Annotated in this window: 18 protein-coding genes and 2 pseudogenes; 5 read left to right on the forward strand and 15 right to left on the reverse strand. The window is 58.0% G+C overall.

All coding sequences use genetic code 11. The features are described from left to right. Window positions 1-118 precede the first annotated feature (118 nt). Both C463_RS18265 and C463_RS17230 read left to right on the forward strand, forming a co-directional pair. Complete coding sequence (locus C463_RS18265; RefSeq protein WP_152422341.1) at window positions 119-499, forward strand: hypothetical protein; 381 nt, start codon at window positions 119-121, stop codon at window positions 497-499. Window positions 500-634: 135 nt separating this feature from the next. Next, a complete protein-coding gene (locus C463_RS17230) occupies window positions 635-1,108 on the forward strand; it encodes a DUF3592 domain-containing protein (protein ID WP_080510737.1) in 474 nt (157 codons plus the stop codon). An 82-nt stretch (window positions 1,109-1,190) separates the two neighbouring features. Here C463_RS17230 and C463_RS00005 read toward each other — a convergent pair whose 3' ends face one another. Beyond that, window positions 1,191-1,721: a PH domain-containing protein gene (locus C463_RS00005; RefSeq protein WP_008439935.1), complete on the reverse strand. Its 531-nt coding sequence runs from the start codon at window positions 1,719-1,721 to the stop codon at window positions 1,191-1,193. Then, on the reverse strand, window positions 1,718-2,365 hold the full coding sequence (locus tag C463_RS00010) for a PH domain-containing protein (protein WP_008439937.1): 648 nt from the start codon (window positions 2,363-2,365) through the stop codon (window positions 1,718-1,720). The genes C463_RS00005 and C463_RS00010 overlap by 4 nt, the downstream gene beginning before the upstream one ends. A 242-nt stretch (window positions 2,366-2,607) precedes the next feature. On the opposite strand from C463_RS00010, the pseudogene C463_RS00015 reads away from it, so the two are divergent. Next, window positions 2,608-3,147: pseudogene (locus C463_RS00015) on the forward strand (RNA-guided endonuclease InsQ/TnpB family protein); the annotation flags it as partial. Between the two features lie 200 nt (window positions 3,148-3,347). Here C463_RS00015 and C463_RS17235 read toward each other — a convergent pair. The 4 genes from C463_RS17235 to C463_RS00035 all read right to left on the reverse strand — a co-directional run bounded on the left by C463_RS17235 (window position 3,348) and on the right by C463_RS00035 (window position 7,853). Then, window positions 3,348-4,994 carry an ATP-binding protein gene (locus C463_RS17235; protein ID WP_152422342.1) on the reverse strand — a complete coding sequence of 549 codons (1,647 nt, stop codon included), beginning with the start codon at window positions 4,992-4,994 and terminating at the stop codon, window positions 3,348-3,350. 746 nt (window positions 4,995-5,740) lie between these two features. Next, the gene (locus tag C463_RS00030; RefSeq protein WP_049905323.1) at window positions 5,741-6,070 is read right to left on the reverse strand and encodes an ArsR/SmtB family transcription factor; all 330 of its coding nucleotides are present in this window, start codon (window positions 6,068-6,070) and stop codon (window positions 5,741-5,743) included. Between the two features lie 108 nt (window positions 6,071-6,178). Then, window positions 6,179-6,583, reverse strand: a complete 405-nt coding sequence (locus C463_RS17245) for an ArsR family transcriptional regulator (protein WP_080510739.1) — start codon at window positions 6,581-6,583, stop codon at window positions 6,179-6,181. 124 nt (window positions 6,584-6,707) lie between these two features. Continuing rightward, complete coding sequence (locus tag C463_RS00035) at window positions 6,708-7,853, reverse strand: FAD-dependent oxidoreductase (protein ID WP_008439942.1); 1,146 nt, start codon at window positions 7,851-7,853, stop codon at window positions 6,708-6,710. A gap of 225 nt (window positions 7,854-8,078) precedes the next feature. Between C463_RS00035 and C463_RS00040 the strand changes: the two genes are divergently transcribed. After that, entirely contained in the window at window positions 8,079-8,459 is a 381-nt protein-coding gene (locus C463_RS00040; RefSeq protein WP_008439943.1) for an ArsR/SmtB family transcription factor, read from the forward strand. A gap of 49 nt (window positions 8,460-8,508) precedes the next feature. On the opposite strand, the gene C463_RS20065 is transcribed toward C463_RS00040, so the two are convergent. The 8 genes and pseudogenes from C463_RS20065 to C463_RS00075 all read right to left on the reverse strand — a co-directional run bounded on the left by C463_RS20065 (window position 8,509) and on the right by C463_RS00075 (window position 16,757). After that, a complete protein-coding gene (locus C463_RS20065) occupies window positions 8,509-8,613 on the reverse strand; it encodes a hypothetical protein (protein ID WP_394295257.1) in 105 nt (34 codons plus the stop codon). Between the two features lie 49 nt (window positions 8,614-8,662). Continuing rightward, a pseudogene (locus C463_RS00045) lies at window positions 8,663-13,078 on the reverse strand (PAS domain S-box protein); the annotation flags it as partial. A gap of 86 nt (window positions 13,079-13,164) precedes the next feature. Then, window positions 13,165-13,914 carry a sensor domain-containing protein gene (locus C463_RS00050; protein ID WP_049905324.1) on the reverse strand — a complete coding sequence of 250 codons (750 nt, stop codon included), beginning with the start codon at window positions 13,912-13,914 and terminating at the stop codon, window positions 13,165-13,167. 72 nt (window positions 13,915-13,986) lie between these two features. Then, window positions 13,987-14,880 (reverse strand): DUF4097 family beta strand repeat-containing protein, encoded by an 894-nt coding sequence (locus C463_RS00055; RefSeq protein ID WP_080510740.1) that lies wholly within the window; start codon window positions 14,878-14,880, stop codon window positions 13,987-13,989. Then, complete coding sequence (locus tag C463_RS00060; protein WP_193365847.1) at window positions 14,873-15,559, reverse strand: sensor domain-containing protein; 687 nt, start codon at window positions 15,557-15,559, stop codon at window positions 14,873-14,875. The genes C463_RS00055 and C463_RS00060 overlap by 8 nt, the downstream gene beginning before the upstream one ends. A gap of 216 nt (window positions 15,560-15,775) precedes the next feature. Beyond that, window positions 15,776-16,048, reverse strand: a complete 273-nt coding sequence (locus C463_RS00065) for a DUF7521 family protein (RefSeq protein ID WP_008439948.1) — start codon at window positions 16,046-16,048, stop codon at window positions 15,776-15,778. Then, window positions 16,045-16,338, reverse strand: a complete 294-nt coding sequence (locus C463_RS00070) for a hypothetical protein (RefSeq protein ID WP_239638827.1) — start codon at window positions 16,336-16,338, stop codon at window positions 16,045-16,047. The genes C463_RS00065 and C463_RS00070 overlap by 4 nt, the downstream gene beginning before the upstream one ends. A gap of 62 nt (window positions 16,339-16,400) precedes the next feature. Next, window positions 16,401-16,757: an ArsR/SmtB family transcription factor gene (locus tag C463_RS00075; protein WP_008439958.1), complete on the reverse strand. Its 357-nt coding sequence runs from the start codon at window positions 16,755-16,757 to the stop codon at window positions 16,401-16,403. 587 nt (window positions 16,758-17,344) lie between these two features. Here C463_RS00075 and C463_RS17250 point away from each other — a divergent pair. After that, window positions 17,345-17,626: a helix-turn-helix transcriptional regulator gene (locus C463_RS17250; RefSeq protein WP_008439959.1), complete on the forward strand. Its 282-nt coding sequence runs from the start codon at window positions 17,345-17,347 to the stop codon at window positions 17,624-17,626. Window positions 17,627-18,043: 417 nt separating this feature from the next. Here C463_RS17250 and C463_RS00085 read toward each other — a convergent pair whose 3' ends face one another. Beyond that, on the reverse strand, window positions 18,044-19,216 hold the full coding sequence (locus C463_RS00085) for a Fic family protein (RefSeq protein ID WP_049905326.1): 1,173 nt from the start codon (window positions 19,214-19,216) through the stop codon (window positions 18,044-18,046). Window positions 19,217-19,342 lie beyond the last annotated feature (126 nt).

The raw sequence follows: 19,342 nt of genomic DNA on the forward strand, positions 1-19,342 counted from the left end.
CGCGAGATCGCGCTGATGTGTGTCGTCTATAACATCAAACGCTTCGTCAAACAGTGAATCTCTACGCCTTACAGCGATTCAACACAGCCCTTCAAATGGACTCTACGTTGAGGCGGCGATGGCCATTATCGCATTAGCTGCTGGGGCCGTGGCTCTTCCGTTTGTCACCTTTGGTGCGCTCACCGCTATTGGGGGTGAAACATCGATACTCACTGTCGGCGTAGTGATCGTTGCTGTTTTCATTGGATTGCTACTCCTACTAGCAACAGTACTACTGATTCACGGCTATGTCGAGTTTCGTTACAGCGGGGGGCCCCTTGGGAGAGGCACAAACAAACCATCGCTGGTATACCGAGGCACCCGCCTTGTGGAAACCGTCGTCTCCGGGATATTCGGACTCAGCCTCATAACATCGCTTGTATTTATGCTTGTAACTGAGAGGGTACCATCGGTGGGTGCTTTTGCTGTAGTCTCTTCCGCGTTGGTATACCGGTCGTAGTACTGCTCCACGCATTTGGCGTGGGAATCATGTCGATAGTTAATTGAGCAGTTTCGGGTCAAAGTGTGAGACAGAGGGTTTCAGAAAGAGAAACAGAAATGCTTTCTTATTGTCAATAAGTCTCGTATCTGAGCTATGGAAATCGATTTTGATGGTCCATCCGGGACGCTTCAAATCGCACTTGCGTTGATCGTTGGACTCGGCGTTATGGGGTATGGTGGATACAGTTATACGGCCCAGTCGGCAGCATTAGATTCTACAGAAACAGTCGATGCGACAATCGTCTCCACTTCAATTGAACAACTCGATCAGCGACGTGGGACTGACGACTACAGCCCCCAAGCAACCTTCAACTACACCTACAAAAATGAAACCTACACGTCTTCGCACATGTATCCTGGTGGCATTACACATGAGTTCGAGACCGAAGAAGATGCCAGAGCAAAATTAGAGGCGTATGAACCGGGGGCAAGTATAACGGCATACGTTCCGACAGATTCTCCCAGAAACGCGTTCCTCAAACATCAAAGTAGCAACAAGCCGTTGTATATCATCGGATTCGGCGCGATTTTTGTCCTTGGCACGATCGTCTCCGGCTTCCGAGATTGACTCGGCTTTCACATCACTAGCGAGGCGAAATCCGACACGTTCGCGGGAGAGATGAGACGAAGGTCCACTCCAGTCAGCGAAGCTATTCGATCGCTGCCTTGATATCGCGAACGACGGAGAGTACCGTCTGCCACTGTTCGACTGTCCCGGGCAACTCATCGTCATCAGTCCCAGTCCGGTCTGTGACTTCCCGACGAATCGTCTGCGGGTCGTCGATTCGCCGCAGTTCGAGATCCGGCCCGCCAGCGACCTCGACTGTAACCGTGCCGTACCCAAACGCGGACCCAGTCACGGGCTGAGTATAAGCCGTGTTCTGTACCTGCGACAGTCCGACACGACGAACCGATCGACCGAGCACACCGCGTTTCGACCAGATTGCGCGAGTGGTAAGCACGTACTTGGTCCGTGTAACGCGGAGGAACTCCCAGCCAGCAACGCCGACACCAAACAACCCTGCCGCGGCGATCCAAGCATCGACCGTGGCTGCCGCGAGCAGCGCAACAGCGACGATTACAAGGCCGAACATACCCCCGCCGAGCGCTGCTGACAGCCGTGGACTACCCGTCCACACGACGGTCTCGTCGTCGTGTTGAAACCACCAGTCACCAGTCATCGATCTTCATGCGATGTTTCGGGCACAGACGTTTCCCCGTCCACGCCGGTCGAGGTCGACGATACAGTGTCGCCGTGGGCGGCATCGTCCGTGACCGCGGAGCGGATGGCGCGGAGTTCGACGAGAATTTCGTCGAGCACGTCGTCGGTGTCAGTCGCGCCGTCAGCGCTGCCCCGCTGTCGCGTATCTATCTCTCTGGAGATCAACTCTTGGACCGACGCCGGATCCGGAATGCTACGGAACTGTAGCTCAACGCCAGACCCGCCGGCTGTGCTCACCTCAACTGACCCGTATCCGAGCGACGAACCGATGGCCGACTGCGAGTAGGAGATGTTCTGTACCTTTTCGAACCCGATCTGTTTCACGTCTCGCGAGAGGATACCACGCTTGCTGTAGAGCCCTTTGTTCGTGACGACGTAGTTCGTGTTCTTGTATTGGAGGTAGCTCGCGGCGACAATTGGAATCCCGATGAGCACAAGCGACAGGGGAATGCCGACGACAAGAGCCGGAACGAGACTGTATTTGTGCGGCGTGCTCGCCCATCGAATCTCTTCATCGTCCTCAAGCGAAAGCCAGTCAAGATCCACATCGGCTGTGGCATCGGATCCTGTTTGCGGTTCCTCCTGGAGGGACGGAGATGGCATATTGTTCGACGTATCGTGAGACATCAAAACAGTGACGGAAACGTGGCTACCAATCACACTCATGTAGTCACTGTACAACCATGACTAACTCGACAAACGAAACGCAAATACAGCTGCTATTTGAGGAGGCATGGACAGACGGAAATCTCGATGTGATCGATGAGATTGTTGCTGATTCGTTCGTTTTCACTCGCGGTGACGAGGTCCAGACCGGAGGCCCAGAACTCTACAAGAATCTGGTCACTCGCCTCGACCACAAGCGGAGGGGTCGCCGGACGCACTTCTTGCACGCTCTCTCGAAAGCAATCGTAGAGGAATGTGTCGAGCGAGAGGTTGGAACGATTGTCGTTGGCGACCTTGGCGGCATCCGCGAGGACGATGAGAACGGCGAGTCTCGGAATTGGGGCGACCACGGAAATCTCGACTTGTACGGGTGGGCGTTCGATCGGTTCACGACGCTTCTCGACTACAAGGCAGAAGCCGAGGGCATCGACGTTGAGCTAGTATCGGAACGTGACACGTCGAAATCGTGTTCGGCGTGCGGCCACACGGACGATAACCAGCGTGTAGAACGCGGACTGTACGTATGTGAAAAGTGCGACACGGTTGCGAACGCAGACGCGAACGGTGCGGAGAATATTCGGCAGAAGGTACTCCCGAGTCTCGCCACGGATGGCGGTGATAGGGATAACGGCTGGTTGGCACAGCCAGCGGTTCACCTGTTCGACCGTAGTGAGGGTGTTTTCGCCCCACGAGAACAGGTCGTGAACCGCGAACCCTAATATCCCAACTCAGCGGCGCGGTGCCGTGGGATTCCCGCGTCTTCAGGCGTGGGTGGATGTCAACGAAACGTGTACGTATCCACATTGGGTTGGGTTTCTTGAGGACATTGGGATGCTTCCACTCACAGATTCTCCGAAAACGAATAGGTAAACGGGGCGAGGCAGTACCGGTGAATCCTCCCTGATTCGTGTTTGGAGAACTATTCTGATTCAGTTTTTGGAAAGCTAACGCACACGGCTGCCCCGCCCAGCTGACTCTGCTCGAATGAAAGATCTCCGCCGAGCGTCTGGATCGCCCAGTTCGCTCCCCAGAGACCGAGACTACTCCCATGAGCGAGATCGTGTTCCGTACCGGCGGTGATCACGTCTTGTTCGACGTCCGGGATGCCGGGACCGTCATCAGCGATAACCAGTTCAACACTGGCGGGTGCCACAGATCCACTAATCTCTACGTGCGCTGTCGGTCCATTGTTGTGGACAACAGCGTTTTCGACCAGTTGTTCTATAGCGTACTGGCAGAGTTCTCGATCTGCGTCAAGCGTGACATCAGGAACCTCGGCGTGAGCGTCGGCTGAGGGGTTGTTCGTGGCTATGGCTGTGACCACTTCGTTAACGACAGTTGGGAGATGTACTGTCGATCCAGTAGTGTCAGTCCGTTTCATGAGTGTCTCTATGCGACGTGCCTCGGTACTCAACTGGCTGAGCCGATCGGCGTTTTCGATGATAGGGGCATTCGATGTTTGCTCCGCGTGGGCACGGATGACATCGAGCCGACTCCGGAGGTTATGTCGGAGGATCCGGTTGAGAACTTGTAACCGTTGTCGACGGATCTCTCGGTCAGTCACGTCGAACAGCGCGAGTGTGTAGCCAATGCGTTCATCGTGGTCGTTGCGCAACTCCGTGACTCGTGGGTCAAACTGTCGCTGCCCTCGTTCAGTCTGAAACTCAACTGTTTCGCGGTCAACAAGCTCGCTCACATCTAACCCAAGAATATGACGCAGGTCATCCGAACCATCCACAGAGAACACGTCTCGTGCGGCTGTATTCGCACGGGCGATTCGGCCCTGTCGATCAACGACGAATACCGCTTCATCCATCACCGCGACCGCCGCTCGTTCGCCAAGAGTGCCAGTTCCGGGGCGGTCGGAGAGGAGATCGTATCGAGTGATGCCTAGCCACAGTGCCCCCGCAACGATGATAGACGATCCAGCCCCGACAATGCCCTTGAACACCGGAGTCGACACGTTGGTGACCTGCCCCGCTGTGGCCAGTGTGATAATCGGAAGAATAGCGACGATCCCATGACTCACCGAAAGACGATTATGCCGGCTTGTTGAAGAGATGATAGCTAAGCTAACGGTAAACACGACGGCAAGCGCCGCGAGCGCGATTACTGACGTGACGGCCCGGAGCGACTGGGTTTGCTGCTGTCCAAGCCCGAACAGATCGAGTGATACAGACGCCTCAACTACTGTGTATATGAGTAACAGGACAGTGGCGAGGCCAACTCGATTTCGAGTCACCAAGCGGCCGCGGCCAACGTATCTGAATGCGAATACAGTCCACGGCAGCATGATCATAAACAATGAGACGGGGATTCCCACGAGCCGTATCGAGGTGGCCACTTGGCTGTTAGTTGCGCTGAGCAGTGGACTCACACCATACAGCAGCATCCAGCTACCGAATAGAAAGACGGTTATCGCGAATGGGTTTCCAAGATCAGCATATACCGCGCTTTCAGGGTCGCCGAGACGGCGAAAAGCAAACAGCCCTACCACGAGGCTCCAGACCCCAGCGATGACCGGGACAGCAACACGAATTCCAAACATAAGCCCGGTGTTAATCACAGTTGGTTCAAACAGTACGGTCAGTCAAAGTGCTTGGGCCAGTATCTTGATCTCGCCCCTCAGATCATCACTGACAGATGAGGCCCAGAACTCTCCACGCCTCGGGATCTCGACTTGGAGGCAGCATATGACGATGTCGCCAACAATTCAAAGTAGTTCTGGAGTTCGGCACCGAGGAATCCGCGGTCGAACTCCGGGTTCCAACTCGACCCGCTGTGGGAACTTGTGAGGTTCACAACTGGGGACGTGTGTGCCTTCGCTGACCTCTGTGGCTGTACTCCCCATCGTAATAGAACTATCATACGAAATCTGAAGAAAAGGACAGCGTAACAGAGATCACTCTCCAGATGATGTCTCCGCGTGGCACGTTCGCGATGCCCAAGAGTGGGCCGAATTTGATCGCTTCGAAGAGATACTACGCGGGTCGACGACCTAGGTCAATTTCAGCCTCTATTCTCTCGCGCTGCTTACAGAGGAGAATCCGAATGAGGACGAGTTTTCGGCAACGGAATTAACGAACGATATGAAGCGACGAAGTCTTGGACGATGTCGCCGAGGTCGGCGCTGACATCGGCCCGACTGTCCGGCCGGCCACCGAGATTGACGTACCTATCAGTCCGCGGTCGTCGACGGAGGCGACACCGGTCGACTCCCGTGGATAGAGTACCTATGAGTGAGGAGCGAGTTGGCGATCGACGGTCGCCTCAAACTACGGCCGAGCGGGACGAACTGAGCGCTTCCTCGTCTCAGAATCGAATCACGAGTTCGTGGGTTCTGAGCGCGTAGACGGTCATTTCTCGGCCCTTCTCCGAGTACCACGTTTCGGTGGGCTCGACGAGATCCCCTTCGACAAGGCGATCGAGGTGATAGCTCGTGTTCTGGAGCGATGTCCCGACCGCCGTAGCGATCTCCGAGGCCGGTTTGGGCCCTTGCTTGAGTGCGGCGACGATCTGCCGTGCCGTCGTCGAGGATAGCAACTCACAGATTGTTGCGAACTCGTCGCCAGTGACGGAGAGTCGCACCCGCTCTTGCGGTGCGTGGTCGACCGGCGGCTGTCGCGGTAGCGCACTATTCATGCTCACGTCTCGGGTGGTCGCTCATCATCGGCTTGGGTACTCGTGACGGCCACGATTCGCATAAAAACCGATCCAGGGCTTCTGAGCCAGAGACCGCGTCTGTCTTCGTCATTGGTCGCTGTGGGTACCGTCGTCCTCGGTCGTCGACCGCACCGTGACCGACACCGTGCCCGACTCGACCGACACTCGAAGTCGGTCCAGCCGCAATCGGTACGTTTCACAGTGATGTCCGTCGGGGTCGACGTATGCCCCGGTCGCGATGAGTCCGGCCGCCTCGAGGCAGTCAAGCCGACGGTAGATCGTCGCCCGCGACGCCTCGCACGTGTCTATGAGGTCTCGTCCACGCTGGGGCCCCCGACAGAGCGCTTTCAGTATATTCCGCGTGTATTCGTTGTCTAACAGTTCGAGCAGCCTCGGGGCGGAACCGGTCTTCCGACACCTGACGGAATCTCTCTCGGACGGACTGTCACTATCCGGTAACGGTTCAGTAACCACGTCTGCACTCGTCGCCATCGTATCACACCCTTGTCGCTCTCTCCCCTATCCCTGCTGGCTACGTGTACTACCGGTGACCGCCGGACAGGGCTATTCAGATAGTTGTGAGAAACGCTCACAACGATACGCGTCGATGGCGTAGTTAATTGAACGGGAGATCTCCGGTCACCTGACTGAACGCGAGTCGCCGAGCGGAAAACAAGAGTCGGAACTCCGGGGACAACATCCGATCGGACATACGTTGGTCGTCGAACTGGGCCCGGAACCTGGCCGAGAGCTCACGCCGACACCGCTCGTACGCCGAAAGCGCCTCCTTCATACCGGACGCGTTCGCGATCGACGTCGCGAGCGCCCAGGCCGTTTCGATGTCCGTGCTGGGCCCGAGATGCGTTCCGGGGAGGGCCGGCCGGGCGGCCGGCCCGACGAGCCCGATCCGGCCGGTCGCTACGAATGCCGGCGCGGCGAGCCGTACCCGTCGGTACTCGAATCCGCTATCTCTGAGCGCCCGTTTGAGATCAGCGGTCGACGGATCGAGGTGGCTGAATCGATCGGCGACGTCGTCGGCCGATACGGCCGCACGAGCAGGGGTTTCTGCCGTCGTAACTAGGCGTAGGGAGGTACTATCACCGGTCGGAATTGCGAACGCGGCTGCCGAGGCGCCCCACGACTCGGTCGCTTTCGCCCTCCTTTCGAACTCGTAACATTCCCACGTATGGACCCGCCCGTCGGGTTCTGGTGCGTGGTCGGCGCTGAGGGACCGATCCGCCGTCACCGCGACGTCGAACGACTCCGTCCCTTCGTGATCGAAAGTCGCCCGGACTCCCGATGTGGCCGACTCGAACTCCGTCACGACCCGATCGGTTACTCGAGTACGGCTCCGGACAGCCTGATCGAGGAGGGCCTGTAGCTGGTCTCGGCCGACGGCAACCAGTGCGATCTCGCTCGACGCGTCCGCCTCCCATGACTTCTCGCTGCCGGCCCGTTCGAGTTCCGTCACCCGCGTGCCTCGCCGCTCCACCGACGCCCGGAGCCCCAACCGTTCGAGGATGCGCAACCCGGGCTCCCAAATGACGGTGACGCGCGGCGGTGACCGGTCGATCGGCGATGAGGCGAGTAGCGGATCGAACCCGGCTCTGTCCAGCAGTCCCGCCGTGACGAGCGCCGCGAGGCCGGTGTCGGCTATCAGGATCTCATGCTCTGGAGTGGGGTGTGTCCCAGAGACAGTTACGTCGTACCGCGGCGTGACGACGGGCTGCGTTCGTGCCGATCGTTTCTCTCCGGTCTTCATTGCCGGTCACACTGGGATCGAAGCGTCCGATCATTCGGACCGGTACGGCACGCAGACCGACTGGACGACAGCATATACCGGTCGATGGACGGCGGCCTCCCTAAACCGGAGACAACTGTTTCTGTCAGTGAGAGGCTGAAGGTAATATGAATAGCCCTGTCACTCCGTCCCAATCAGTTCAGACTGCCAGTACGCTTGGGTGAAGCGACGTCGTTCTCGTGTCTTATGACGGCGCACCCCGCACTGGACAATCCGGATGAACGGGCAGACACTCTCGGCACCGGCGCGAACGGCAGCTCGGAAACCCCGGCGGAAGAGCTACTCGCACTGTTCGGAGACGAGTACACTTGCGACATTCTCACGTCACTTGAGGAGGAGCCGAAGCCCGCGCGGGCGCTGGCTGAGGACTGCGGTATGTCTCGTCCGACCGTATACCGGCGCCTCAACCGCTTAACCGACGCCGGCCTCGTGGACGATCGGCTACGGATAGCCTCGGACGGTAACCACCGAAAAGAATTCCATCTCGTGGTTTCCACCGTCTCGTTCGACCTGAGTGAGGACGGCTTCGCCGGCTACCTCTATACTTCCGATCGGGACATCGGCTGACCTTCGCTCGGGTCGAGACGAGCCCGCTCGAAGCGACCACGCGAGCCACTTACGCTGACTCTGTGTCGCCAAACAGCAGGTCGAACACCTTACGCTCGCCGAGGCGGATGTGCTTGTTCACTGTCGGCTGCGTGATTCCGAGCGCGTCCGCCACAGCCTCCCCGCTGCTGTCGCGAGGCCAGTTGAAATNCCTTACGCTCGCCGAGGCGGATGTGCTTGTTCACTGTCGGCTGCGTGATTCCGAGCGCGTCCGCCACAGCCTCCCCGCTGCTGTCGCGAGGCCAGTTGAAATACCCCATCGCGTGACCCGTCTCGAGCGCCTCATACTGCCGCTCGCTCAATCGCTCTTCGAGCCGGCTTCGGATCCCTCCGGGGGTGCGATCGGCCTGGCGATGCTGGCGTTGGGCAGTGAGTTCGAACGACGGGAACGAGTCTGTAATGCGATTGACGATCGTTCGAATGTCTGCTTCTCGCGGAAGTTCGACGATCAGTTTGACGGTCTCCGGCGTCGCTCGGCTGTGACGAACGACGCCCCCGTACTCCGGTATCTGGGACCCGAACCACGACGAGCCGCGACGTTCGAGGACGGTCTGCCCACCGCCACGCGACACGACAGAGACCGTTCCGGGGAGTAGCTCGTCGGCCCGCTCCGCGATATTCGACGGCGGATCCGACTCGAGCGTGTAGTAGACGCTGATCGACTCGTTTTGCCGCCGGACCGTCCGTTCGAGCCGGACCGGACACTCTAACTCCCGGGCGAGCCGAGCGAACGGGAGGTCCGTATCGCTCCCCTGGAACTCCAGTTCCAGCGTGTCGTCTGACTCCAACGCCCGGCGCCGTTCGATAGCGGTGATCGCGTACCCGATCGAGGTTCCCAGTTGTGAGAGAATCTCCCCCTCCCGGTCGCCGAACGCGTCGGTCTCGTCGGCGATGACAGTCATCACCCCATAGGTGATACCGTCGTACGCGAGCGGCACCGCGCAGACCGCGCCCGATCCCGCACGCAACAGGTCACGCCGCCAGTCGCTCCGGCGACCCCCCGCAGCGGGATCGGTCACGACGCGCGGCTCGCTCTGTTGCCACGCGTCTCTCGCCGGGTGGGGATCCGATCGATCACGGTCGCCCCGGAGGGCTTTTTCCACGTGTTCGCGCGTCGTGCCGACGACCGCTTGAGGCGTCAGTCGGTCAGTTCCTATCTCGGCCGTAGCGACCCAAGCAGCGGCAAACGGGCCTGTCTCCACTAACTCTTCACAGACGGCCTCCTGAATGCCCTCTTGAGAGGACTGAGTCGTAATTGCGGCCTCGACACGGCTCGTTACTTCTGTGATGGATTCTAAGCGTTCGGCACGTGCCGTCTGTTTCGCCAACTCCTCACGTCTGTCTGCCAGTTTGCGCTCTCCGTGAAGCCGATTCAGTGCGGCCTCGAGTGTCGCGGCAACAATGCTCGCGGCGTCCGTATCAAACTCTTCATCGGACCTCCACACAGCGAGGATGCCATTCCCACCCAGCGGAACCAACAACACGGTCTCGTCACTCTCGATGTCAAGCACCGATGCCGCCTCAGTTTCCACTTGCTGTATAGTTTCGTCGACGAACACCTCCCAGACTGCGGTATCGGCGGCTGTCACCGGATCTAACTCGCTCGGCGGCGGCCCCTTGGGGCCTGTTGCCACCGGCTCGAGCTTTCCGGCCGCCGATCCGTAGTGGTACACAGCGGTTGTCGACATATCGAACACCGCTGCCGCGGCCTCGACGGCAACGGTAGCAGCCTCGGTCACAGTTTCGGCTGTAGTCAGTTCCGCTGTCGCATCGTGGAACGACTCCAATGACCGCTCCCGTTCTTTCTGGTGTGTGACGTCGCGGCTCACGATGACGACTCGTGGAGGCCCACCCTCCCACTCGGTCGGATAGAAGTCTGAGCGGACCCACCGTCTCTCTCCGCCGGGCCGTTCTATACGGAACTCTGTCGTGTACCGCTGGTCCGCGTCGCCGCGCGCGACGGCGTCTCTTACTCGCTCGATGAAAGTCATGTAGTCCTCATAGTCGTCGGGGTGAAGAGTCTCGAAAAACCCCTCCTCATTCGTCGTTTGGATTTCGTCGAGCGAACGCCCCCATATCTGGTCATAGCCGGAGCTGACGAAGTCGGGGGCCGGCTCCGGTTTCGTCAGTTCAGTGGCCGGTGCGAGGAAAATGGTTTCATCGATACGGTCAACGATGGCCTCGAGTCGGCGCTGGTTTTCTCGAAGTTGCCGGGAGTTAGCGACGCGCTCGAGCGCACCGGCGACATGGCCAGCCAGTACCTGCATAATGTCCACAAAGTACGACGCATACTCGTCTCGGTGTTTGTGACCCGCTGCCAGCAGCCCTTGGTTGCCCAGTGGGACGAGGACTGCGGCTGTCAGCGGGTTGTGGTCGCGATGTCGGCTGGGATTATACGTCGTTGCCTCCCCCTGCTCAAAGAGTTGGTACTCGTGGTCACCGGGCATAAATGAGACCGCACCGATCGGCATCTCTTCGACGGGTTCAGTCCCAACAACATATTCCAATCGTTGCTGATCGTCGTCAAGACGCCAACACGCAGCCATCGGTAAGTCGAGTACGTCACTGGCTGTCTCAACAGCAATTTCGTACACATTGTCCGCCGCTTCTGCGCTTTGGAGGCGTTCAGTGGCTGCCTGAAGCTGCTCGACTGCTCGTTCACGTTGACGGCGCTCGGTTACGTCCCGAAGCGTCGCCAGAGTTGCTGGCGCACCCTCATGTTGAATACGCGACACCGACGTTTCTAAAGTGAGCCGTGTCCCGTCGGGTTGCTCGACTTCGAGGTCGTACTTGTTCGGTGGTGCCTCTCCCGCTACCCGTCGGTGGTATCGTTTTGTGACCATATCACGGTACTCTTCGGTGAAAACCCGCTGAAACGGTAGTCCGAGCAACTGTGACTCCTCTCTGCCTGTCATTGCCGCGAACTGCTCGTTGACGAAGACGTATTCGCCGTCTCTGACGACGACCACGCCGTCAGTGCTCTGCTCAACTAGCGTCGAGTATTTTTTTCGTTCCTCCTCGATGGTCTGTTCCCGACGCTTTCGTTCCGTAATATCGGTGTACCAGACGTACGCGTGCCGTCGACCGTCGACCTCAAACGGCAATACGCGAAGCAGGAAGTCTCGGATCTCGTCGGCTGATTCTCGTCGGACCTCCGTTTCAACGGGATCGCCGTTGATAACCTGCTGGCGGATCGCCTCATATCCTTCTCGTTCAGAATTGGGGACGACGACGTCTGCTATCGGTCGGTCGGCCGCTGTCTCGTCGTTGACGCCGAAAGTGGCTTCAAACGCCGAGTTAACCTCGGTGATGTACGGCTCTTTATTAATAAACTCGACAGCCATGATCGGGTCTGGCGTGTTCTCGAAGAGAACGGAGCGCCGGTCTCGCTCGGCCTCAAGACGCCGTTGCCGCCTCCGCCGTTCTGTGATATCTCGTGAGATCGCAAGGAACCGATCCTCACCGTCGATAACCGCGCTGGTCGGATTAACTTCTAGCCACCGACGCTCCCCATCTGCCGTCTTTATCGCCTGTTCATACGATTCGACGTCTTCCCCGTCTGCTACTCGCTCGATAATCCGCGGTATCCGATCGGGAGTAAACGACTCGGTCGCGACCGTTATTCCCTCCGCACCTCGCTCTAAGAGCGTCTCGCGGTCGTAGCCTGTTATTGAACACAATGTCTCATTGACTCTCAGCAGCTCTCCAGTCTTCGAGTCATGAACGGCGATTGCGTCATTTACCCCGTTGAATATCTGTTCGTACTCCCGTTTGCGTCGTTTTTGCTGTGTAACATCCCGTTGAATAGATAGCACCCGGGATTCACCACCAATTGTTGCTGGCGCTAACGTCGCTTCCAGCCAGAGTTTCTCTCCACTCTGGGTTTGACCGCGCCACTCGACAGTTTGTGAGTCGCCGGTCTCAGCGACCTCTTCGATGAGACGCCAGCCGCGCTCTGCGGTGTATCCCTCTGATGAGATGCTGAGGCCGTCGATACCGAGGTCGCGAATCGTGCTGATGTTGTCGTACCCGAGTAGCTCGTGATAGGACTCGTTGACGTCTGCGATCTCACGACTTTCCGGGTCGAACACGACGATAGCGTCGTTCACGCCGTTGAATATCTGTTCGTGGTCCCGACTGCGACGCTCGGTCCGCCTCTGCCCTGGTGCCGTCAACTCGCCGTTCGATGTTCTGCGCTCACGCGATCGTTTCCGGTCAACGATCGTTTTCAGCCGCTCAGCCGCCACTCTCGGGCTCGTCGAAACGAGTGTCTGCGGGATATAGGCCGTCGCACCGGCCCGGATCGCTGTCTCGACCGCGCCCGACTCTGTGGTAATCGCAACGATGGGAAGTGGCGATACCTCATCCGCGAGCCGGTCGATAACCGATTCCCACGACGTTGACGCGAGGTCCTGCTGAACAACGACGGAGTCGACATCGGAAAACCGGGCGGTGTCGGCGGATGGCGCCAGCGACACCACCTCTACCGAGAAGGCGCCGGAGTCGACCGAACGGAGGGGGCCCCCGACCGCAGCGTCTCCGACGACACCGATCCGGTACTGTTGTGAGGCGTTGCTCATTGACGTGAAACCAATTTAAGTAATATGTTCGCTCGGTATACAAAAACTATTGCCAATTGAAACGTCGCCGTGGCCGCCTCTGTTCGCTACTCCTCTACCTTCCCTGGATTGAGCGTTAATTCCGCCCAGCGTGCGCAGATCCACCCCCCTGCGGTCAGGATGTTCAGCCCGAGCAGCAGAACAAACGCCCCGAGTACCGACAGCAGCAGCGCTCCGGGAAGCGTCGAGACTTCCCACGATGTGAGACGGACGATGAACGAGATCCCGACCTCAAACTGTTCCCACGGGACGACGAGCGAGAGCTCCCGCTGAATCGGGTCAGGCAAGAAGAGTCCGACCGAGGCACCGGGCATATCGTAGTACAGCGGTGCTCCGAGCAGCGACAGTCCGAGTGAAAAGACGAACACAATAATTGTGAACGCGGCGGTGCCGACAGCTAATTTTGAGAGTACGAAGATAAACGACCCCCACAAAATTGGATTCGTAATTACCGTCTGTACTTGATCACGCAGTCGAGAGGCTTCCGAACGCCCCCACGCCGGCGACGGGATGTCGGCACCGAGCAGTCGCCGCGCCATCACTCGCTCAACGGAGGCGACGAGTACGATGCCACCTATTGTCGCCGCGAGAATCGGCAGCCCGATCAGGAACACCGACAGGCTGATACCGAGTGACAGTCCGACGACGGTGCCAACAAAGTACCCGATTCCAAGCGGAAACGCGAGTGCGAGATACAGTATAACCCCGTAGGTCCGGAGTTGAAATGGAACTAACAGCACCTGTCGAACAGACGGGAGGGTGGTCGAGACGTTCGATACTGGGTCTTTGAGAGCCATTAACGGACCATTTGGATTGTCTTCGGGTAAAATATTCCCGACTTGTGTTACTCCCAACCGCTTCGACGTTCGTCAGGCCCGAAGCATGACATCTCCGTCATAGGTATGTGCCCGAAGCGGCGTGGTACCGTCGCCGACGACCGCCTCCAGTTCGGAGTCACTCTGACGCTGGATTTGTAGCCCAGGAGCCACGTCGCTGACGAGTATCTCACCGTCGGCCGTGCCTACTGTGAGTACCGTATCGAGTGCCTCTCCTATTCGGAGGAGCAAGTCGCCGTCCGACGTTTCTATCTCAGCGTCCTTCGCCACAGCAGGAACGTCTGTCATGATGTCCCCGTCTTGGGTGCTAATCTCTCCGATTCGGGCCGGGTCTCGAACCTGTATCGACCCGTCTTGCGTTACCGCTGAGAGCGTGCCACCCGTCCCGTTGACGGTAATATCCCCGTCGTTTGTCTCCGCGGTTACCTCACCTTGAGCGTCGGTAATCTGAACCGCGCCATCTCGGCTCTGGAGTACAGCGCCGTCTGGGACTCGCTGTGCCGTCACCGCCCCGTCGGTGGTCTGGAGTCGATCGACAGCCATCTGTTCGGGCACGTACAGCTCCACTGACACGCTTGCTCCACCGATTCCAACAACGTTCGGCTTGTCAGTAGTAATCTCGACGCGGTTTGTAGTTTTCTCCACACCGACGCTTAATTCATCGAGCGAAACTCCACCGAACGCCTCCTTTTCAGTAATGAGTTTGATGTCATCGCGCTGCTCGGCGGTGAAGGCAATCGCGTCCGTCACATCGACCACGGAGAGTATTGTATCTGCCGACACATCGATAGTTTGCTTGTCGGTCGTTCTGTCGCGTTCGATTTGAACAACGGATCCGCAGCCGGCAAGCGCACTCGCAATCCCTGCGCCGGCCGCACCAAGGACTTTTCGGCGCGAAACGGGTGCTTCAGCATCTCCGTCACTCATCGGAACCACCCGTAACAGCGGTTGTAGATCCGCTAAGTAATGCGTTCGTGAGAAAGCCACCAAAGCGGGCGAGCCCGTTGAGAACGTGGAGCGATACGAGGAGGAGGACAACGCCACAGCCTGCGCCGATGACTGCCTCGGCCAGCGTGTCGACGACGTACGGCCCGAGTGTATAGGTCACTCCAGACGCGTCGTAAAATACTGGCAGAGACAGTAGGGNCACCGAGATCGCACCCGCCGTGACCACGGCTGTGAAGGCGACGATGCCGAACACGAACTTCAGCCCGACGAGTAGCAGTCCGGTCCACGTCGCAGGCGTTGTGACGACCCGGTTCGTGGTCGCGATGATCTCATCAACTGAACCGAACGCCAACTCGACGTCTGGGACCGACCGATTGACGTCGACGTCGAGGAGCCATCCAGCTAACTGAGCCTCGAAGGAACCGATACCGAGTGTCACAGCGAGTGTCCCGACGATGATCGGGATGCCGAGAAGCGTCACTACGAGGCTGAGCCCAGTCGAGAGTCCAGTCGTGATGACAGTGAAGTACGCGACCCCGAGCGGGAACGCTAACAGGAGGTACGCGAGGTTGCGATACGTCTGCCGCTGAAACGGCACACCGATGAATTGCGCAAGCGCGTCGATCGGTGAACTTGGGGACCAAGTGGGTTCGCTCATGTTGCGGCTCAATCTTGTGGCGAGACCCACGTATAAGGAACCGAGCGCTACAGTTCGGGCAACGCACCCAAAAATATAAATATGAGATTGGAGGTTCGGGCATGGTATCGGCGCTCTCACGGACGCGGTCCGCACGGCAGTTCTCGTCCGATTCGGTGAGGCCGACTGATGGTAGCCCCTCCATTTTCTCCACGGGGAATTTCTGAGTCTCCAATGCTATGAGTTCACCGACCGTGCCAACGCTCCGAGCCCCGCTAAATGAGCTACCGTGACGCTGAGGACAGTCACCCCGTCTGAGAGTGACAGCAATGGTACTAGGACGTAACTGATCCCGTACGGTACGACGGCGATACACACGACGCCGACCGCCAGCAACAGCATCGTCCGGCTCTCGTTGCGACGGTGACCGTCGTACGCTAGATACCCGACGTACGCTCCGAGACAGGCGGTCGCAACGCCCCCTGCCGTCGCGATCACGGACAACGTCATCGATACACCACCCCGAGGATGACGAGCAGCCCACAGAACTTGCTCGCAGTCACCAGAATCCGCCGCTCGGTCCCCGTCACCGATTCGATGTTACCGAACACCAACCGGAGGAACATCGGGAGCGGGGCCAACAACAGCAGTCCTACCGTGAGGTACAATAGCGGGCGACGACGCGTCCGCAGATAGCCGCGCGCGAAGCGGTACGTGACGAACGCCGCGAGGACAACAGAGAGGAAGAACGCGGTAATCGTGACCGCTGCTAACGCAATATTGTCCCCAACAGCCTCCACTTGGAACAGGAGTCCTACCTGTTTACCCCCGGCGAATTGTGCTATGGAGTGAGCGCGTACCATCATCCGGAGAGTTCCTCGTACAGTCTGGTCAGTCGATCAGCGGCTGTTTCGTCGACGTATTCAACGTCAATCTTGAATCCAGCCCCGGTCAGATCGATCGAGACGTGATCGAGGCGAGCCGCATACACTTCTTGAGGGCCCTCGTTGGGGTCAATCTCTTGGACGCTCTCAACAAGGTCCTGCTGTTGGAGCCGTTCCAGTCGGCGATAGACCGTTGCTTCCGATGCGTCACAAGCCTCACAGAGGGCACTCGCCGAACGCGTTTCCTCATACGTTTCGATGAGGATTCGTCTGGCGTACTCGTCGTCAAGCAACGAGTACACTTCGTGGGTATCAACCACCGGCTCGGGAACCATCCGGCGGGGAGTTAAACGCACGTCACTTAATACTCCCGACACGAGGTTTGTTCTGTATCTTTCTCTCAAAGCTTCGCGTGATATCTTAGGTGGTAGTCTTAGATGCCTATCTAAGATATTTTTGAGGTGTCCGGAATTGCTCTACCAGAGTAGTCGTACCCGTGGAAGACACTCTCGTGTTTCTCATACTGAGACAGTGATACACCCTTCTTCATACTCCCGCCACAACAGAGACGTAGCCGCCGACCGGAGGCGGTTGCAATAATATCCGGCTGCTTGGTAGCTCCCTTCCAAATCCCTGTCTTGGTGGGACCGACCTCCCCCGCTCGGTCCCATCGGCCACTTGCCCCCTGTCGCTTCGGCCCTCCTTTGAGCCGCATTCCCCCACCGCAGTTCGAATTTCATGTGCTCTCTCCTGAAGGTGGCTCACCGTTCTGTGTCCCGCGTACATCAACGAACATGTAAGTCATCTGAATATAGCCGCTAAGCCCCCACCCTCAAGGAGCGAACGGCGTCAGCCATGAGCGAGTAGGGTAGGGTAGTTCGCAAACCACAGGGTTTCAAATCTCGCATCCGGACAGTGACGCATGTACGATCTTACCGGGTTTCAGCGAGACCTACTGTACGTCGTTGCCGGGCTTGATGATCCACATGGGCTCGCAGTTAAAGATGAACTTGAGGAGTATTATGAAAAAGAGATCCACCACGGTCGCCTCTATCCGAACCTCGACACGCTTGTCGAGAAGGGGCTTGTCGAGAAGAGCCAGCGGGATCGTCGGACTAACGAGTACGCGGCAACTCGACGCGGCGAAAGAGAAATTCAGGCTCGCGCAGACTGGGAAGCAGAATACATTACCCACGACTCCTGAAGCCATTCAGGGTCGACCTACGAGCCTTCATTTCACTTATTGACCTCCTCCCCCGCGTGAACCCGGAGGAATCCGCCCATCGGATTCGAGCAGTCGATGCCTTTTGCTTCCAACCCGCACTCAGAGGGAACCGGCGACACACCGGGGGAACTCTCGTTTGTCTCCCTCGCAGGGCTGTGGCCCGGCCGATGAGGCCCCATCGGATTCCATGTCATCGCCGTGCGAACCACCGCTGGTTCGCCACCCCTTGTGGTTCGGGGACGGCATCTCACCGAATCCGTAGCGTCCGTGTGGATAGGGGCCGCGAGTCTCAATCTATCGGGACAAACGGACCAAGTGTCGCTCGACCCCCCGCCTGAAGACGGGGGTATGCGCTCGTCTCTCTATCACAGAGTAACAAGGAGGAAGCCCATGGCTTCAGCCGTGGGAGGAATCCGACTGCTGTGGGCGTTCCAGAATATCGAAGATATCAACCGCCTTGTATTCCCGATTCCGCTGTTGTCCCGTCACTTCGACAACCACTCCGCCTGCTTCGAGCTCTTCGATTGCGTTGTAGGCTGTCTGTCGGCTCACATCGAACCGTTCTGTGACATTGTTCGCTGTAAAGTATGGTAGCTCGAATAGGGATCTGGCAAGCTTGTGACTCGTCTTTTGCCCTGGATATTGTGTTTCGTACTCTCGGCGTAGTTCGATCAAATTGAATGTCCGCTCGTAGGAATCGCGGGCCTGCTCTTTGATGCCCTCAATAAAGAACGCAATCCAGTCACGCCAGTTGCCCGCCTCACTGACTGCTCGCATCCGTTCAACGTACTCCTGCTTGTTACGATTGAAGTAGGCACTCGGATAGAGGTACGGCTCCGACAGATAGCCGGCCTCATGAAGTTGTAACACGATCAGGAGTCGTCCAAGTCGGCCGTTGCCATCTGAACAGGGGTGGATCGTCTCGAATTGATAGTGTGTGACCGCCAAGTCGACTAACGGATGATACTCACCACCCATCTGAATATACGCCTCCAGAGAGTCCATTAATTCTGAAACTGCGCCTGCTGGTGGCGGAACAAATGGAGACTGGCTTCGATGTGGTGACGGAATATGAACGTCGGTATCTCGCCACGCTCCAACTCTGTCACCCTCATTTCGAACTCCACTAAGAAGTGTTTCGTGAAGCGATTTGAGCAGTGATAGCGAAATCGATCCTCCGCCCTTAATCGCGTCAAAACCGTCTCTGAGCGCTTGTTCTGCGTTGAGAACCTCTTGTAAATCACGGCTCACGCTTACAGTCTCGCTGGACTCGCTTCGCGTGTGGTACGCGTATACCTCGTCCATTTCGACATCTGCGCCTTCGATTTCTGCGGTCTCGACTGCTTCGAGCCTGAGAAGCGATGTGTACAACACCGGCGAGAAATCGACTGTTGGACTTATCCCATCGATACGTCCGAGTTGAAATGTTGCGTCGGCTATCTTTGCCGTGAGCTCGTCATCGATCTCAATTGGAGAGGAGACAGGTAGCTTCTCTGGGATATAGTACGGATGGGGATGCGACTCCCGATAGTGTCCCGGCGCCTCTGAAGGTAGATCCTGTGCTCTCATTTTGGATATGATTGGGTGCGATATGTCTTAATCATACTGGGTATAAACTCGTTTGAATAGTGCGGTTCGATTTGCCGGTGTGTCTACAGATAAGCAAGGAGAGAGCCCACGGCTTTAGCCGTGGGG

The sequence above is a fragment of the Halorubrum californiense DSM 19288 genome, from assembly GCF_000336875.1.
Lineage (GTDB): Archaea > Halobacteriota > Halobacteria > Halobacteriales > Haloferacaceae > Halorubrum > Halorubrum californiense.

Bases quoted from the DNA above. Each gene is read 5' to 3' on its own strand.
- C463_RS18265 (WP_152422341.1), top strand. From the start codon at position 119: ATGGCCATTATCGCATTAGCTGCTGGGGCCGTGGCTCTTCCGTTTGTC.
- C463_RS17230 (WP_080510737.1), top strand. From the start codon at position 635: ATGGAAATCGATTTTGATGGTCCATCCGGGACGCTTCAAATCGCACTT.
- C463_RS00005 (WP_008439935.1), bottom strand. From the start codon at position 1,721: ATGACTGGTGACTGGTGGTTTCAACACGACGACGAGACCGTCGTGTGG.
- C463_RS00010 (WP_008439937.1), bottom strand. From the start codon at position 2,365: ATGCCATCTCCGTCCCTCCAGGAGGAACCGCAAACAGGATCCGATGCC.
- C463_RS00030 (WP_049905323.1), bottom strand. From the start codon at position 6,070: ATGAATAGTGCGCTACCGCGACAGCCGCCGGTCGACCACGCACCGCAA.
- C463_RS17245 (WP_080510739.1), bottom strand. From the start codon at position 6,583: ATGGCGACGAGTGCAGACGTGGTTACTGAACCGTTACCGGATAGTGAC.
- C463_RS00035 (WP_008439942.1), bottom strand. From the start codon at position 7,853: ATGAAGACCGGAGAGAAACGATCGGCACGAACGCAGCCCGTCGTCACG.
- C463_RS00040 (WP_008439943.1), top strand. From the start codon at position 8,079: ATGACGGCGCACCCCGCACTGGACAATCCGGATGAACGGGCAGACACT.
- C463_RS00050 (WP_049905324.1), bottom strand. From the start codon at position 13,914: ATGGCTCTCAAAGACCCAGTATCGAACGTCTCGACCACCCTCCCGTCT.
- C463_RS00055 (WP_080510740.1), bottom strand. From the start codon at position 14,880: ATGAGTGACGGAGATGCTGAAGCACCCGTTTCGCGCCGAAAAGTCCTT.
- C463_RS00065 (WP_008439948.1), bottom strand. From the start codon at position 16,048: ATGACGTTGTCCGTGATCGCGACGGCAGGGGGCGTTGCGACCGCCTGT.
- C463_RS00075 (WP_008439958.1), bottom strand. From the start codon at position 16,757: ATGGTTCCCGAGCCGGTGGTTGATACCCACGAAGTGTACTCGTTGCTT.
- C463_RS17250 (WP_008439959.1), top strand. From the start codon at position 17,345: ATGTACGATCTTACCGGGTTTCAGCGAGACCTACTGTACGTCGTTGCC.
- C463_RS00085 (WP_049905326.1), bottom strand. From the start codon at position 19,216: ATGAGAGCACAGGATCTACCTTCAGAGGCGCCGGGACACTATCGGGAG.